The sequence below is a fragment of the Burkholderia pseudomultivorans genome (assembly GCF_001718415.1).
Taxonomy (GTDB): Bacteria; Pseudomonadota; Gammaproteobacteria; order Burkholderiales; family Burkholderiaceae; genus Burkholderia; species Burkholderia pseudomultivorans_A.
In genome coordinates, this window is the sequence record NZ_CP013378.1 from 2,192,895 (window position 1) to 2,206,981 (window position 14,087).

The following is a 14,087-nucleotide window of genomic DNA, read 5'->3' on the forward strand; positions in this document are numbered from 1 at the left end:
CGGCGGCGAATTTTCGAGCCCTCGCAAAAAATTTGCAAAAAGGGCTTGCGAGCCAGGAAGAGATCGTCTTATAATCTTTTCTTTCCCGGAAACGACCAACCGGGAAATGCAGTAAGGAAGGAGAGGTGGCAGAGTGGTCGAATGTACCTGACTCGAAATCAGGCGTACGGTTTCCCCGTACCGTGGGTTCGAATCCCACCCTCTCCGCCAAAATGCGAAGCCCCTTGATCCGGAAGGATCAAGGGGTTTTTCGTTTTGGGGCCGCGAATTGCAGCCGTCAGCACGCCTCCTCCCATCGCATCTCCTGCTTTAAGCCCCCGCTTCACGCGCCGTTAACAGAGGACGACAACCCGCGCCGCTTGTGCGCGCTGTCATCCCCTGTCGATTCAAGGTCCCATGAAGCTCAGCTACAAGATTCCCCTGGCATTCGCCGTTGCGCTGTTGTTGATGTTTGGCGGTGCGTTGTACGGTATTCACATCCTCAATCGTTCGATCGACGCGTTCTCCAATGACGTGCAGACGAACGTCGCCAACGAGCGGCTCGTGTCGGCCACGCTCGTGCAGTTCAAGCTGCAGGTCCAGGAATGGAAGGACACGCTGCTGCGCGGCAAGCAGCCGGACAAGCTCGACAAGTACTGGCACGCGTTCGAGACGCGCGAACGCGCGGTCGACACGCTCGCCGCGCGGCTCGTCAGCCAGCTGCCGCCCGGCGAAAGCCGCACGCTCGTCGAGCAGTTCATGCGCGCGCACACGGCGATGGGCGAGGGTTACCGGCGCGGCTTCGACGCGTTCAAGGCCGCGGGCTTCGAGCCGACGGCCGGCGATGCAGCGGTGGCCGGCGTCGATCGCGAGCCGGCCGCGTTGCTCGAGCGGGCCGCCAGGACGATCGCCGACGAGAGCGCCGTGGTGTCGGCGCGCGCTAGCCGCGACGCGCGGCGGGCGACGACGGCGAGCCTTGTGCTGATGCTCGCCGTGCTCGGCGTCGCGATGATCGGCGCCTCGCTGTTCAGCCGCACGATCCTGCGTCCGCTCGATCGCGCGGTGGCCTGCGCGCAGGCCGTCGCCGGCGGCGACCTGACGCGCGACGTCGCGGCGGCCGGCCGCGACGAGATCGCCGATCTGCTGCGCGCGTTGCAGACGATGCAGGCGAGCCTGTCGGGCGTCGTGCTCGAAGTGCGTTCGCACGCCGAAGCCGTCGCGAGCGCCAGCGCGCAGATCGCGTCGGGCAATCACGACCTGTCGGCGCGTACCGAGGCGCAGGCCGCCTCGCTCGAGGAGACCGCGGCCAGCATGGCCGAACTGACGGGCGTCGTGCGCCAGTCGGCCGAGCACGCGCGGCATGCGGCGCAGCTGGCGCACGACGCGTCGGACATCGCGTCCGCGGGCGGCGGCGTGATGACGCAGGCCGTCGAGACGATGAGCGATATGGCCGGCAGCGCGGCGACGGTCAGCGAGATCATCGCGGTGATCGACGGCATTGCCTTCCAGACCAACATCCTCGCGCTGAACGCGGCCGTCGAGGCCGCGCGCGCCGGCGAGCAGGGGCGCGGCTTCGCGGTGGTCGCGGCCGAGGTACGCATGCTCGCGCAGCGCAGCGCGGCTGCCGCGAAGGAGATCAAGGGGTTGATCGAGCAGTCGACGCAGCGCGTCGACGCGGGCGCGGCACTGATCGGCCGTGCCGGCGAATCGATTCACGAGATCGTCGGCGCGGTGCAGCGGGTCGCGACGATCGTCGGCGAGATCGCGTCGGCGTCGCAGGAGCAGAGCGGCGGCATCCAGCAGGTGAACATCGCGGTCACGCAGATGGATGAAGCGACGCAGCGCAACGCGGCGCTCGTCGAACAGGCGTCGGCCGCGACGCAGTCGCTGGCGCAGCAGGCGCACGCGCTGCGGCAAGCGGTGTCGGTGTTCAGGCTGAGGGAGGCGGCGTGACGGTGCTGCTGTCGCGCTTGCGCGGCGCATCTCGCGGCGAACGCGCTCGGCATGCATCGAGTGCGCGCGCCGCCGCGACACACGCCATCAGGCCGGCGCCGCCGGATACTGCGCGAGCACCTTGTCGCGAATCGACGGCTTGATGTTCGACTGCGCCATGTTGCCGCCGTAGTGGGCGACGACGCGCGGATTCATCACGCGATACCAGAGCGGCGGCACATACGCGAGCAGGATCATCGTCGCATAGCCGGCCGGCAGTTGCGGCGCATCGTCGAAGTGACGCAGCGCCTGATACGAGCGCGTCGGGTTCGCATGATGATCGGCGTGCCGCTGCAACTGATACAGGAACAGGTTCGTGACGACGTGATTGCTGTTCCACGAATGCTGCGGCGAGCAGCGTTCATAGCGGCCGCCCGGCAGCTTGCGGCGTCCGAGCCCGTAATGCTCGACGTAGTTCACCACCTCGAGCAGCGACGCGCCGTACACGGCCTGGATCACGAGGAACGGGATCACGACCTTGCCGGCCAGCGCGATCGCGATGCCCCAGACGACGACCGTCATCGCCCACGCATGCAGCACCTCGTTGCGCCAGGTCCACGGCGAGCGGCCGAGCCGCGCGAGGCGCGTCCGTTCGAGCCGCCACGCCGAGCGGATGCTGCCCGTGACGGTGCGCGGCAGGAACGCCCAGAACGATTCGCCGTAGCGCGCGCTCGCCGGATCCTCGGCCGTCGCGACGCGCACGTGATGGCCGCGATTGTGCTCGACGTAGAAGTGCCCGTACGCGACCGGCGCGAGCGTGATCTTCGCGAGCCAGCGCTCGAAGCGGTTCGTCTTGTGACCGAGCTCGTGCGCGGTATTGATCGAGATGCCCGTCGCAGCGCCGAGCGACAGCGCGAAGCCGACGTAGTCGTACCACGCCAGCGCATGCGTGCCGACGATCCATACGCAGACGAAGAACGCGACGTATTCGACGAGCGTCGCGAGATAGACGATGAACCGGTAGTAGCGCTCGCGTTCGAGATGCGGCACGACGGCCTCGGGCGGATTGTCGCGATCGTCGCCGATCAGCGTGTCGAGAATCGGGATCACGCCGAACGCGAACAGCGGTCCGAACCACCAGAACACGTGAAGTCCCGTCGACAGCGCGAGCTGCGCGGCAAAGATCGGCAGCGTGATCGTCAACGCGCCGAGCAGCCACAGATACCGCTTGCCATCCGACCAGCCCGGGGCCGATCCGTCGCTGATAGCCATTGTCTCCCTCCAGTGGGCCGGATCGTGCGCGCGGGCGCGTCGTCCGGTCTCGTCCGAGTCGTTCACATCCTCGCGAATCCGCGTCGTGCGCGCGAGGTACCGGGTCGTCGCCCGGTTCTGCCTGTTATACGACTCGCATGCCCGCTTTTCCAAACCCCGCCGCTAGGCGCACGGCTCCAAACGGCGGCCGGTGCGCGGCGCATGCGCGCAAGCGGCGGTGCACGCCGATTGAAACGGGCAGGCGGGGCAGGATCGACGCGTGCAGTCGCGATATCGTCAGACGAGTGGGGCGGTGGCGATGCGGTGTGGAGCGGCGTCGTCGGCGACAACAGATGTTGCAACGCAATATCCCGCGTGCGCCGATTCCTGGCGCAACGGTACTTCCACGGATAAATATTACGTATCGTTACTGCAACATGGACGGAGTCGATCGGCGGCAATCCGCAGCATCCCCGTGCATCAAAGCGCGCGGGCGCCGGCGTCGATTCCGTGGTCGCGACGAGCGTATCGCGTCGTGCGCCATCATGCGCCGCCGCCGCGATGCTGCGCCTGCACACCCGCGCGCGTCCAGCGCATGCGGCGGCGCCTGCCGTCTTTCGATTCGCGCCGCCATTTGAAAATAACGATTTGACTCATGCCCCGCTTTCGGTTGAAGCTAATAGCTTGCTGTCCGAAGGGGGCTGTGCCTGCATGAGTTCGACCTTGACCGTTCGTCGTATCGTTGCCGACCAGGGAGACGTGTATCGCGAACTCCGCGCCGCATCGTTGCGTGAGCCCTATGCGCCTGGCGAAGCGCCGGAAGCCGAATTGCTGAACGTCGACGCGGACGCGGCGGCCGTCGTCGCCGCGCAGCGCGCGACATCCGACGAATCGACCACCTTCCTGCTGTACACCGAAGGCCATCCGGCCGGCATGATCGGCGCGTATTTCGACAATACGCCCGAGCGGCGCGCCTTCGTCAGCGAGCTGTGGGTCGCGCATGCGGTGCGTCATCTACGCGGCGGCGTGCTGCTGGTCGAGACGGCTACCGCGTGGCTCGTCGAGCGCGGTGCGCAGGACGTCTACGCATGGATCGCCGACGCGAACCGCAATGCGATCCGTTTCTACGAGCGCGCGGGGTTCGGCAACACCGGCGAGCACGCGCCGATCGCACGGATGCCCGGCGCGATGAAGTCGCTGTTCGTGTCGCGGGTCAGGCCTTGACCCGACGTGAAACCGCCTCCCGCTCGGCGCGATGAGGGGCCGGCCGCGCCCCGGTCATTCGCCGGTCTGTCCGCCCGCCGCCTGCCCGCGGGCCCGGCCTGCCGCACAGCGGCGACCCAAAAATAATGGCTGCACGCGTGGACGCCTGTAAAATACGCAAAAATTTTTTGCAGAGTGTCCATGTCGCTTAAAAAATCGCCATTCTTCGAGCTGCGCAGCGGATCGGTCGATACGTTGCTGTTCACCGTGAAGACGACCGATCTCGATGCGTTGCGTGCCGAACTGGTCAAGCGCTTCGAAGCGACTCCCGAGTTTTTTGCCGACGATGTCGTCGCGATCGACGTCCGCCGCCTGGCGGACGGCGAACGCGTCGCGCTGGCCGACATCCGCCAGATGCTGAACGACGTGCGGATGCGTCCGGTGGGCGTGGTGGCATCGGCAACGCAGGGCTGGGCGGGGGAAGCCGGCCTGCCGTTGCTCGAGGCGCGCGATCGTCGCGCGCCCTCGGCGAAGCCGGCCGACGAAGCGGAACCGGCGCCCGCCGCCGCGGCAGCCGCTGCTCCGGCAGCCGAGGCGATGCCGGAACCGGCGGTCGAGCCGGCGCCGACGCCGGTCCAGGCGGGCGCCCAGACGCTCGTGATCGACCGGCCGCTGCGTTCGGGGCAGCAGATTTACGCGAAAGGAGACCTCGTGGTGCTTGCGCCGGTCAGTCACGGCGCCGAGATCATCGCGGAAGGCAACATCCACATCTACGCGCCGTTGCGCGGCCGCGCACTCGCGGGCGTGCACGGCAATCACGACGCGCGCATTTTCTGCACGTGTCTCGAACCGGAACTGATTTCGATCGCGGGCATCTATCGAACGACCGAGAACCCGCTGCCCGCCGAAGTACTGGGCAAATCGGTGCAGATCCGGCTCGAAGAGGAAAAACTGATGATCGAACCGCTGCGCCTGACGTGATCCACGTGGCGCGCGCCGGATCGATCGGCTCTCATTGACGAACACAGGGTATTGGGTAAATGGCAAAAATCATCGTGGTGACTTCGGGCAAGGGCGGCGTGGGCAAGACGACGACGAGCGCGAGCTTCGCGTCCGGCCTCGCGCTGCGCGGCCACAAGACGGCCGTGATCGACTTCGACGTCGGCCTGCGCAACCTCGATCTCATCATGGGCTGCGAGCGTCGCGTCGTGTATGACCTCGTGAACGTGATCCAGGGCGAAGCGAACCTGAACCAGGCGCTGATCAAGGACAAGAAGTGCGAGAACCTGTTCATCCTGCCGGCGTCGCAGACGCGCGACAAGGATGCGCTCACGCGTGAAGGCGTCGAGAAGGTGCTGAACGACCTGGCCGCGATGGACTTCGAATACATCGTCTGCGATTCGCCGGCCGGGATCGAGGCCGGCGCGCTGCACGCGATGTACTTCGCGGACGAGGCGCTGATCGTGACGAACCCGGAAGTGTCGTCGGTGCGCGACTCGGACCGCATTCTCGGCATCCTGTCGTCGAAGACGAAGCGCGCGACCGAAGGCAAGGAGCCGATCAAGGAGCACCTGCTGATCACGCGCTACAGCCCGAAGCGCGTCAGCGAAGGCGAGATGCTGTCGCTCGAGGACATCAGCGAGATCCTGCGCATCAAGCTGATCGGCGTGGTGCCGGAGTCGGAAGCCGTGCTGCACGCATCGAACCAGGGCCTGCCGGCCGTGCACCTCGATGGCACCGACGTCGCCGAAGCGTACAAGGACATCGTCGGGCGCTTCCTCGGCGAGGACAAGCCGCTGCGTTTCACCGAATACCAGAAGCCGGGCCTGCTGCAGCGCCTCTTCGGCAGCAAGTAACGGAGGCCGCTCATGTCCATCCTTTCGTTTCTCCTCGGCGAGAAGAAGAAGTCCGCATCGGTCGCGAAGGAGCGCCTGCAGCTCATCATCGCGCACGAGCGGGTCGGCGGCCGGCCGCCGGCCGACTACCTGCCGGCGCTGCAGAAGGAACTCGTCGCGGTCATTTCGAAGTACGTGCAGATTTCGAACGACGACATCCGCGTGAGCCTCGAGCGCCAGGACGATCTCGAAGTCCTCGAAGTGAAGATCGAGATCCCGCAAGCCTGACCTTTGCGTCGTCCCTCCGCACGGCGGCCGCTGCCGCCGTGCGCGTCTTACGCCCTGTTGCACTTTCGGGCACGCCGTAACACGGCGCCTGTCGGCGGTTCCAGCCCTTCACGCATTGAACGAATACGCACGCGTTACTTGTTCAATCTGGAGGTTGTGATGGCTGTCTCTATGCTTCAACGTCGTATCGTCGCGCTCGCGCTGTCTGCCGCGGGCCTGTCCGCCATCGTCGCGCCGCTGGCCGCGCGGGCCGACGAAATCCTCGTCGGTACGCCCGTCATCGCGCAGCAAGGCCGGGTGGTCGTGGCCGAACCGGTGGCCGTGCGTACCGAGGAAGTGGTGGTCGTCGCGCCGAGTGCGCCGCCGCCTGTGCGCTACGAGGTCGTGCCGGCCGCGCGTGTCGGCTACGTGTGGGAGCGCGGCCACTGGCGCTGGGAGCATGGCCGCTACGTGTGGATCGGCGGCCACTGGGAAGCCGAGCAGATCGGCATGCACTGGGTGCCGGGCCACTGGGACCAGCGCGGACCGAACTGGTTCTGGACCCGTGGCCACTGGGCATGACGGAGGCGCGATGAAAAGGACCTTGATCGCAATCGCGCTGGTCGCCGTCACGCTCGCCGGCTGCATCGTCGTGCCGGCGCGGCCGGTCTACTATCGGCCGGCGCCGGTGGTGATCTACTGAGCGTCGCCTACTGAGCGTCGCGCGGGCCGGCCGGCGTCGCACCGGTCGTGTCGGCAGCGGCCGGCTCGTCGGCCGGCGGCAGCGGCGCCGGGGTGGACGCGGATGCCGCCGTGCCGTCGGCCGGGTGGGCGGGCGGCTTGCCGCCGTCCTCGTCGCGCAGCGTGTCGAGCGGATCGGCGGGCACCGCGACGGCATCCTGCGGCGCGGCAGCGCCGCTCGCCGCCGCCGGTGCCGCGGATGCCGCTTGCCCGGCAGCAGCGGCAGGCGGCGCGAGATAGCGCTCGGCGAGCGTCTCATACAGCGGCGGCGCGAAGAAGCGCGACACGCGGCTCGACACCAGCGCGGTCGCCATCAGCGAAATCACGAGCGCATGGCCGTTGATCATCTCCATCACGATCACGAACGACGTGATCGGCGACTGCGTGACGGCGGCGAGGTAGCCGACCATCGCGAGCGCGATCAGCATCGGCAGCGGCATGTGGCTGAACACGACGTGCAGCAGGTTGCCGAATCCCGCGCCGATCGACAGCGACGGCGCGAAGATGCCGCCCGGAATGCCCGGCAGGTACGACGCGACCATCGACACCATCTTCAGGAACGGATAGAGCACCGACAGCTGCGTGTGGCCGTCGAGCAGGCCGCGCGCTTCCGCATAGCCGCTGCCGAACGTCGTGCCGCCCGACACGAGGCCGACGGCGGCGATCACGAAGCCGCACAGCGCGGCGAACGCGATCGGCTGCTCGCGGTACAGGCCGAGCAGGCGCGCGGGCAGCCAGCGCGCGGTGTTGAGCAGCAGCCAGCAGAACAGCCCGCCCGCGATGCCGGTCACGATCGCGGTGACGAGCACGGCGACCGCCAGCATCTTCGGGAAGTGCGGGCCGACGTCGATCGTGCCGAAGTACGTGTAGTTGCCGTTCAGGCCGAGCGCGACGACACCGGCGAGGATGATCGCCGTGATCAGCACGCCGCTTGCGCGCGCGGAGAAGCTCCGGGTCAGTTCCTCGATCGCGAACACGATCCCGGCCAGCGGCGTGTTGAACGCGGCCGACAGGCCGGCCGCCGCGCCCGCGAGCACGAGCTGGCGCTCGATCTGCGCGTTCGAGCGCGGGTAGAAGCGCCGCAGGTTGAACATCAGCGCCGCGCCGACCTGGACCGTCGGCCCTTCGCGACCGATCGTGAAGCCGCCCAGGATGCCGAGGAACGAGATCAGGATCTTGCCGAACAGGATGCGCAGCGTCAGCAGCCGCGCGCCGAACGCGCTCGGGCGCGCGTGCAGCGTCGCGATCACCTGCGGGATGCCGCTGCCTTCCGCGCCGCGGAAGAACCGGCGCGTGAGCCACACGGAGCCGGCCGCGATCGCGGGCGTCAGCACGAGCGGCAGCCAGGCGGCATGGTCGCGCATCGTGCGGAACGTGTCGTAACCCCAGTCGATCAGCCGCGCATACAGCACGGCGGCGAGGCCGACGACGATCGCGCCGAGCCAGAATACGCCGTACTGGCGCCAGATGCGCAGCGAGCGGCGGGTGAGGGCGGGAAACAGGGCGGGAATGGCGGGACGGGGCATTGGAGGGCCGGAGGCGGAGATCCGCCCATTATAAAAAGAACCGGGTTTGCGATGCGTTCAACAATCTTTCACAAACGCGACGCACTTTGTTGCAAATGTAATTAGGGCGTAATGCCACTGCGCGGCCAGCCTCGTTAGCATGCCGAATGGCCACGCATATCCCCGCAAACGTGAAACGCATCCTCATCGTGAAAGTGACGTCGCTGGGCGATGTCGTCCAGACGCTGCCCGTCGTCGACGATCTCCATCGCGCCTTTCCCGGCGTGACGGTCGACTGGGCCGTGGACGAGTCGTGCGCGGAAGTGGTGCGCTGGCATCCGGGCGTCAGCGCGGTGCTGTGCGCGCCGCTGCGCCAGTTCAAGAAGCGGCGCAGCGCCGGCGACCTGAAGGCGATTTCGGCGTCGATCGGCGCGCTGCGCGCGCATCGCTACGACGCGGTCATCGACCTGCACGGCGTGTACAAGAGCGCGATCATCTCGGCGCTGGCGCGCGCCGCGCGCCGCGTCGGCTACCAGACGCAGGATCTCGGCGAGCGCGGCGCGCGCTTCGCCTATTCGCACCGCTTCGGCCCGCGTCCCGACTGCGACGCCTGGCACGGGATGCGCGTGAGCGCGGGCGAGGCGCTCGGCTATGTGCCGGAAGGCCCCGCCGTGTACGGGGTGGTGCCGCCGCAGGAAGCGCCCTTGCCGGCCGCCGTGACCGACGGCGCACCGTTCATGCTGCTGTTCCATGCGACGTCGAATCCCGACAAGAAATGGCCCGCCGATCGCTGGGCCGCGCTCGCGGTGCAGATGATGGCGCGCGGCCTGCGCGTGCTGGTGCCGTGGGGTTCCGCTGCCGAGCACGACGATGCGCAGGAAATCGCCGCGCGGGCGCCCGGCGCGGTCGTGCTGCCGGCGATGTCGGTGCGCGCCCTCGGCGCGACGATCGGCCGGGCCGCGCTGGTGGTGGGCGTCGATACCGGGTTCGTGCACATGGCGCATGCGCTGCGGCGGCCGACCGTGATGATTTTCGTTGCGACGTCGCGCCACCACTGCGGGATCGGCGGGGCGCCTCATGCGCTGTCGATCGGCGAGCCGGGCGCGATGCCGTCCGTGGCCGACGCGCTGGACGCGATCGACGCGGTCGGCCCCGCCTACGGCGCATTGCGCGCGCGCCTGACGGCCTGATGGTCTGACGGCCTGACGGCCCGACAGACGGCGGCGGACGTTACGCGAGCAGCGCCTCGACGGTCACCACCGCGACGATCGCCGCGACATTGGCGAGCAGGGCCTCGAACACGACGCCGCGCCAGGTTCGCGGGCGGAAGCGCAGTGCGAGCAGCAATGCGCCGCCCAGTGCGAGCGCCAGGATCAGGACGAGATCGGCATTGCCGAGACGGATGTTCATGACGGCGGCTCCTTCAGGGGACGGATCCCGGGGCGCTGATCGCGCCCTCGGGATCGAGTATAGGCAGGGGCCGCCGCCGCACAACCCGGGTCGTCCCGGAGCGTCAGACCAGCGACGTGTCGCGCGTCTCGCGCATCAGCAGCACGCCGATCAGGCTGATCGCCGCGGCCACCGACACATAGCCGCCGACCCACGACAGCCCGCCGCGCGCGGCCAGCAACTGCGCGATGTACGGCGCGATCGACGCGCCGAGAATCCCGCCGAGGTTGTACGCGACACCCGCGCCCGTGTAGCGGACGTTGGTCGGGAACAGCTCCGGCAGCAGCGCGCCCATCGGCGCGAAGGTCACGCCCATCAGGAACAGCTCGAGCGTCAGGAACAGCGCGACGAGCGGCATCGAGCCGCTGCCGAGCAGCGGTTCCATCGTGAAGCCCGACAGCAGCGCGACGATCGCACCGATGACGAGCACCGGCTTGCGGCCGAAGCGATCGGACGCCCATGCCGACAGCGGCGTCGCGAGCCCCATGAACACGACGGCCAGACACAGCAGCCCGAGGAAGCTCTGGCGCGGAATATGCAGCGCCGACACGCCGTACGACAGCGAGAACACCGTCGAGATGTAGAACAGCGTGTAGCAGACGACCATCGCCAGCGCGCCGAGCAGGGTCGGCCGCCAGTGCTGCGTGATCAGCGTCGCGACCGGCACGCGCACGCGTTCGTCGCGATCGAGCGCGGCCTGGAAGGCGGGCGTCTCGGTGATCTTCAGTCGCACGTAGAGGCCGAGCGCGACCAGCACCGCGCTGACGAGGAACGGAATGCGCCAGCCCCAGCTGCGGAATTGCGCGTCGGACAGCGACAGCGCGAGCGCGAAGAACAGCCCGTTGGACATCAGGAAGCCGACCGACGGGCCGAGCTGCGGGAACATCCCGAACCAGCCGCGCTTGCCTTGCGGCGCGTGCTCGGTCGCGAGCAGCGCCGCGCCGCCCCATTCGCCGCCGAGGCCGATGCCCTGGCCGAAGCGCAGCACGCACAGCAGCACCGGCGCAAGCGTGCCGATCGTGTCGTAGCCGGGCACGAGGCCGATCGCGGTGGTCGACAGACCCATCACGAGCAGCGACGCGACGAGCGTCGACTTGCGGCCGATGCGGTCGCCGAAGTGGCCGAACAGGAACGAGCCGATCGGCCGCGCGATGAACGCGATGCCGAACGTGACGAACGCGGACAGCGCCTGCGCAGTCGCCGAGCCGTGCGGGAAGAACACCGGGCCGATGACGAGCGCGGCTGCGGTTGCATATACATAGAAATCGTAGAACTCGATCGCGGTGCCGATGAAGCTCGCGAACACGATGCGCTTGTGGCTGATGGTGCCGGCCGAACCGGTTGCGTGTGCAACGGCCGGTGGGGATGCGGACATGGATGTCTCCGTTTTGTCGTTTGGGGCGGTGGCAGTGCGCGCGTCCGGGCCGGCGGATGCGTGCCGGACAGTACGGAGCGGATCATGCGGTGGCGGCGTGGGCGCGCGGCGTGGCGCGGACGTCGTCCGCCGGTCGACGATGGAGACGGGTAGGTCGCCGCCGCCCGATACCGGCGTGGTCGGCTCGCATGCCGGATGCGGCGCGCGAGCACGCGCGCGGGGTGGCCGCGCGGAATCGGAAAATTATAGCGAGCGCCGCCGTGCACCGGCAATCGCGGGCGACGGAGGTTCAGTCGATCGATTGCGCCTGCGCCGACGCGGTGCTCTGCAACTGAAAGTGCCCGTCGTCGTTGAAGAGCCAGCCTTCCATCATCTCGAGCTGACCGTTGCCGTCGAGCAGGCGCGACGGCGGCGCCGGCAGCGGCGCCGAGCGCCGCAGCGACGCCAGCGCGAGCGCTTCGGCTTCGCTGTCGCCGTTGCTGCGATAGACGGACGCGTTGACGAGGCGGCCGCCGCGATCGACGGTGAAGGCCACGACGACGAGCGAACGCAGCATCGCCTGCGGCGTGCCGCGCAGCAGACCGGACGGATTGCGCTCGGCGACGCGTCGCGCGACCTCGATGCGGTACTGGTCGAGATTCGCGCTGCGCACGGCCGACGGAATCGTCAGGACGGTGCGGGAAGGCGGTGGCGTGATGGTGCAGGCGGCAAGCAGGGCGACGGCGGCGAGCGCAGACGCGGTGGTCGAACGGAGTAGGGGGCGCATGACAGGACAACCGCGGTGACGATAGAAAAATGATAGACGCGCACACGCGATGCGATATCGGGAGAAACGCATAACGCGCGGCGCGAAGGGTGTTCGCGGTTAATGATGTCGGCGCGTCGCGTGATGACATGACATGTGACGAAGGGGCGCGTCGCGGATTCGCTGCGCGGCACGTCGCGCGGACGTCCCGGCATCGACGCGATGCCCCGTTTCCGATTGCGGGTGAAGCTCGCACCGATCGTCGCGCGATGCAGCACCTGTTGCAAAACTGAAAGCCGTTGCGTGCGGATGCCGCGCGCGACTGGGAGGCTCAGTACCCGTGCGTGACGAGCGAGAGCACCGACAGATCGGGATGCGTGCCGTCGATGATGCTCTTGCCGATATGCACCGCCTCGTGCACGGCTTCGTCGACGCTCGCGAAGCTTTCTTCGCCGTCCGCATGAAACGGCACCGCATGGCCGGGCAGCGCGGGATTTACGCCCGGGTGGCATACGTAGCCGGTGTAGGTGTAGCGCGTGGCGTCGCCGGTCGCAGCGACCGGCACGACATGGATCTCGAAGCCTTCGTATTCGACGTGGTCGGTCGGGGTCGACAGTTCGGTCATGGCGGTCTCCATGTGTCGCGCACAGGGATGGCGTGCACGGCATCGAGTACGCGGCGGCGGTCGTGTCGCCGTACTGATCCGAATTCTAGGCGATGGCGGCGCGTTCGGCGGGGGCACGCAGCCGCGCGGCAGGCGCGTACCATGTCGGACTATCCGCGCAGGGGCGGCAGCGCTTGCGGCGAACCGGCTTCCCGAAATCGCACCGGCTGGACGGCGACCCGTACCCCGATTCGGTGGCACGTCGCCGCGTGCGGCCGGGTCCACATCATTCCTCGAGAGCGAGCCAGGGAAATGGAGATACTCGTATTTTTGGTGTACGGCTCTTTTGTGTACAGCATCGGTGCGCTGCTCTACCTGCTGTTTCGATTCGCATGGAGCGAGCGGACGCCGAGCCGGTTCTGGACGATCCTGACGCGGCCTGTGCTGGCGATGAACGCAATCGCTTTTCCGCTGGGCGCCGTGGTTCCGCCGCTGCTCGCCGCGACGGTTCGCGGCATGGACGGATACCTGCGCGTCGGGGAGGTCGTGGCGGCGCTCTATTGCGTCGCCGGCGCAGTATCGCTGGTGCTGCTGCTCAACCGGCCGAAGGGGGAGGATAGGCCGCACGCAGACGACGGCGGGCCGCCAGCGCACGCAGGTCAGATGCCGCGCAAGGTGCGGCCGGCGCGCTCGTTCCGTATCGACTGACGGCGCGGCCTCGCGTGCGGCGCGTTACTGCTTGCAGCGCGCATCCTTTCGCTGCACGACGATGATCACCGGGTAAGTCTGACCGTGATCGAGCTCGACAGGCGCGACGACGGTCAGCGTTGCCGGATCGGAATCGTCGTACACGCTGACCTGCTGCTTCCGCAGGTAGGTGACGCCGGTGCAGTTCGACGCGCGTCCGTCGTCGGAGACCTTGCACTGGAGATCGTTCTCTTTCAGGTAGTTGTACGGTGTCGGGCTCGCCAGGTACTCGCGCAGGCCGCGCGGCGAACCGCCGACGCCCGTCACGTACGCGATTGCGCACGACGACGCCTGCGCGTCGCTGTCGGTCGAGGTATCCGCAACTGCATGCAGGCTCGCGGCGGCCAGCATGACGGCGAGCGACGAGACGATGAGGGACTTCATGACGTGGTTTCCCGTTTCGCGAATCGGAGCGCGGGATTGTAGCGGCATCTGGCGCGATGCGTCGGGAGGT

At 68.0% G+C, this 14,087-nt stretch carries 15 protein-coding genes and 1 tRNA gene; 9 read left to right on the top strand and 7 right to left on the bottom strand.

What is annotated here, in order from left to right:
• Positions 1 to 119 precede the first annotated feature (119 nt).
• A tRNA-Ser gene (locus WS57_RS22450) sits at positions 120 to 210 on the top strand.
• A 186-nt stretch (positions 211 to 396) separates the two neighbouring features.
• Positions 397 to 1,932, top strand: a complete 1,536-nt coding sequence (locus WS57_RS22455) for a methyl-accepting chemotaxis protein (protein ID WP_069244870.1) — start codon at positions 397 to 399, stop codon at positions 1,930 to 1,932.
• An 87-nt stretch (positions 1,933 to 2,019) separates the two neighbouring features.
• Here the strand turns inward: WS57_RS22455 and WS57_RS22460 are convergent, their stop codons facing one another.
• Positions 2,020 to 3,183, bottom strand: coding sequence for an alkane 1-monooxygenase (locus WS57_RS22460; protein ID WP_069244871.1), 1,164 nt, complete (start codon positions 3,181 to 3,183; stop codon positions 2,020 to 2,022).
• Between the two features lie 540 nt (positions 3,184 to 3,723).
• On the opposite strand from WS57_RS22460, the gene WS57_RS22465 reads away from it, so the two are divergent.
• From WS57_RS22465 to WS57_RS22485, 5 genes are all read left to right on the top strand, one after another.
• Positions 3,724 to 4,386, top strand: coding sequence for a GNAT family N-acetyltransferase (locus WS57_RS22465; protein ID WP_236871961.1), 663 nt, complete (start codon positions 3,724 to 3,726; stop codon positions 4,384 to 4,386).
• Between the two features lie 180 nt (positions 4,387 to 4,566).
• Positions 4,567 to 5,346 carry a septum site-determining protein MinC gene (gene minC / locus WS57_RS22470; RefSeq protein ID WP_069244872.1) on the top strand — a complete coding sequence of 260 codons (780 nt, stop codon included), beginning with the start codon at positions 4,567 to 4,569 and terminating at the stop codon, positions 5,344 to 5,346.
• Positions 5,347 to 5,405: 59 nt separating this feature from the next.
• Complete coding sequence (gene minD / locus WS57_RS22475; protein WP_009688384.1) at positions 5,406 to 6,221, top strand: septum site-determining protein MinD; 816 nt, start codon at positions 5,406 to 5,408, stop codon at positions 6,219 to 6,221.
• A gap of 12 nt (positions 6,222 to 6,233) precedes the next feature.
• The gene (minE, locus tag WS57_RS22480; protein WP_006400798.1) at positions 6,234 to 6,488 is read left to right on the top strand and encodes a cell division topological specificity factor MinE; all 255 of its coding nucleotides are present in this window, start codon (positions 6,234 to 6,236) and stop codon (positions 6,486 to 6,488) included.
• Positions 6,489 to 6,647: 159 nt separating this feature from the next.
• The gene (locus WS57_RS22485; protein WP_069244873.1) at positions 6,648 to 7,049 is read left to right on the top strand and encodes a YXWGXW repeat-containing protein; all 402 of its coding nucleotides are present in this window, start codon (positions 6,648 to 6,650) and stop codon (positions 7,047 to 7,049) included.
• Positions 7,050 to 7,177: 128 nt separating this feature from the next.
• Here WS57_RS22485 and WS57_RS22490 read toward each other — a convergent pair whose 3' ends face one another.
• On the bottom strand, positions 7,178 to 8,734 hold the full coding sequence (locus WS57_RS22490; RefSeq protein ID WP_069244874.1) for a chloride channel protein: 1,557 nt from the start codon (positions 8,732 to 8,734) through the stop codon (positions 7,178 to 7,180).
• A 170-nt stretch (positions 8,735 to 8,904) separates the two neighbouring features.
• Here WS57_RS22490 and waaC point away from each other — a divergent pair, with 170 nt between their 5' ends.
• On the top strand, positions 8,905 to 9,903 hold the full coding sequence (gene waaC / locus WS57_RS22495) for a lipopolysaccharide heptosyltransferase I (RefSeq protein ID WP_009690967.1): 999 nt from the start codon (positions 8,905 to 8,907) through the stop codon (positions 9,901 to 9,903).
• 40 nt (positions 9,904 to 9,943) lie between these two features.
• Here waaC and WS57_RS22500 read toward each other — a convergent pair whose 3' ends face one another.
• The 4 genes from WS57_RS22500 to WS57_RS22515 form a co-directional block, all read right to left on the bottom strand.
• Entirely contained in the window at positions 9,944 to 10,123 is a 180-nt protein-coding gene (locus WS57_RS22500) for a hypothetical protein (protein WP_009690968.1), read from the bottom strand.
• Between the two features lie 103 nt (positions 10,124 to 10,226).
• The gene (locus WS57_RS22505; RefSeq protein ID WP_040126856.1) at positions 10,227 to 11,537 is read right to left on the bottom strand and encodes an MFS transporter; all 1,311 of its coding nucleotides are present in this window, start codon (positions 11,535 to 11,537) and stop codon (positions 10,227 to 10,229) included.
• Between the two features lie 289 nt (positions 11,538 to 11,826).
• Positions 11,827 to 12,303, bottom strand: coding sequence for an energy transducer TonB family protein (locus WS57_RS22510; protein WP_194795877.1), 477 nt, complete (start codon positions 12,301 to 12,303; stop codon positions 11,827 to 11,829).
• Positions 12,304 to 12,613: 310 nt separating this feature from the next.
• On the bottom strand, positions 12,614 to 12,907 hold the full coding sequence (locus WS57_RS22515; RefSeq protein WP_009690972.1) for a hypothetical protein: 294 nt from the start codon (positions 12,905 to 12,907) through the stop codon (positions 12,614 to 12,616).
• A 291-nt stretch (positions 12,908 to 13,198) separates the two neighbouring features.
• Between WS57_RS22515 and WS57_RS22520 the strand changes: the two genes are divergently transcribed.
• Positions 13,199 to 13,594, top strand: a complete 396-nt coding sequence (locus WS57_RS22520) for a hypothetical protein (protein WP_009690973.1) — start codon at positions 13,199 to 13,201, stop codon at positions 13,592 to 13,594.
• Positions 13,595 to 13,618: 24 nt separating this feature from the next.
• Here WS57_RS22520 and WS57_RS22525 read toward each other — a convergent pair whose 3' ends face one another.
• Positions 13,619 to 14,017, bottom strand: a complete 399-nt coding sequence (locus WS57_RS22525) for a hypothetical protein (protein ID WP_009690974.1) — start codon at positions 14,015 to 14,017, stop codon at positions 13,619 to 13,621.
• Positions 14,018 to 14,087 lie beyond the last annotated feature (70 nt).

Excerpts from the sequence above, each read along its gene's own strand:
- WS57_RS22465 (WP_236871961.1), top strand. The coding sequence starts at position 3,724 with ATGCTGCGCCTGCACACCCGCGCGCGTCCAGCGCATGCGGCGGCGCCT.
- WS57_RS22510 (WP_194795877.1), bottom strand. The coding sequence starts at position 12,303 with ATGCGCCCCCTACTCCGTTCGACCACCGCGTCTGCGCTCGCCGCCGTC.
- WS57_RS22500 (WP_009690968.1), bottom strand. The coding sequence starts at position 10,123 with ATGAACATCCGTCTCGGCAATGCCGATCTCGTCCTGATCCTGGCGCTC.
- minC (WP_069244872.1), top strand. The coding sequence starts at position 4,567 with ATGTCGCTTAAAAAATCGCCATTCTTCGAGCTGCGCAGCGGATCGGTC.
- WS57_RS22520 (WP_009690973.1), top strand. The coding sequence starts at position 13,199 with ATGGAGATACTCGTATTTTTGGTGTACGGCTCTTTTGTGTACAGCATC.
- WS57_RS22455 (WP_069244870.1), top strand. The coding sequence starts at position 397 with ATGAAGCTCAGCTACAAGATTCCCCTGGCATTCGCCGTTGCGCTGTTG.
- WS57_RS22460 (WP_069244871.1), bottom strand. The coding sequence starts at position 3,183 with ATGGCTATCAGCGACGGATCGGCCCCGGGCTGGTCGGATGGCAAGCGG.
- WS57_RS22505 (WP_040126856.1), bottom strand. The coding sequence starts at position 11,537 with ATGTCCGCATCCCCACCGGCCGTTGCACACGCAACCGGTTCGGCCGGC.
- minE (WP_006400798.1), top strand. The coding sequence starts at position 6,234 with ATGTCCATCCTTTCGTTTCTCCTCGGCGAGAAGAAGAAGTCCGCATCG.
- WS57_RS22515 (WP_009690972.1), bottom strand. The coding sequence starts at position 12,907 with ATGACCGAACTGTCGACCCCGACCGACCACGTCGAATACGAAGGCTTC.
- minD (WP_009688384.1), top strand. The coding sequence starts at position 5,406 with ATGGCAAAAATCATCGTGGTGACTTCGGGCAAGGGCGGCGTGGGCAAG.
- WS57_RS22485 (WP_069244873.1), top strand. The coding sequence starts at position 6,648 with ATGGCTGTCTCTATGCTTCAACGTCGTATCGTCGCGCTCGCGCTGTCT.
- WS57_RS22525 (WP_009690974.1), bottom strand. The coding sequence starts at position 14,017 with ATGAAGTCCCTCATCGTCTCGTCGCTCGCCGTCATGCTGGCCGCCGCG.
- WS57_RS22490 (WP_069244874.1), bottom strand. The coding sequence starts at position 8,734 with ATGCCCCGTCCCGCCATTCCCGCCCTGTTTCCCGCCCTCACCCGCCGC.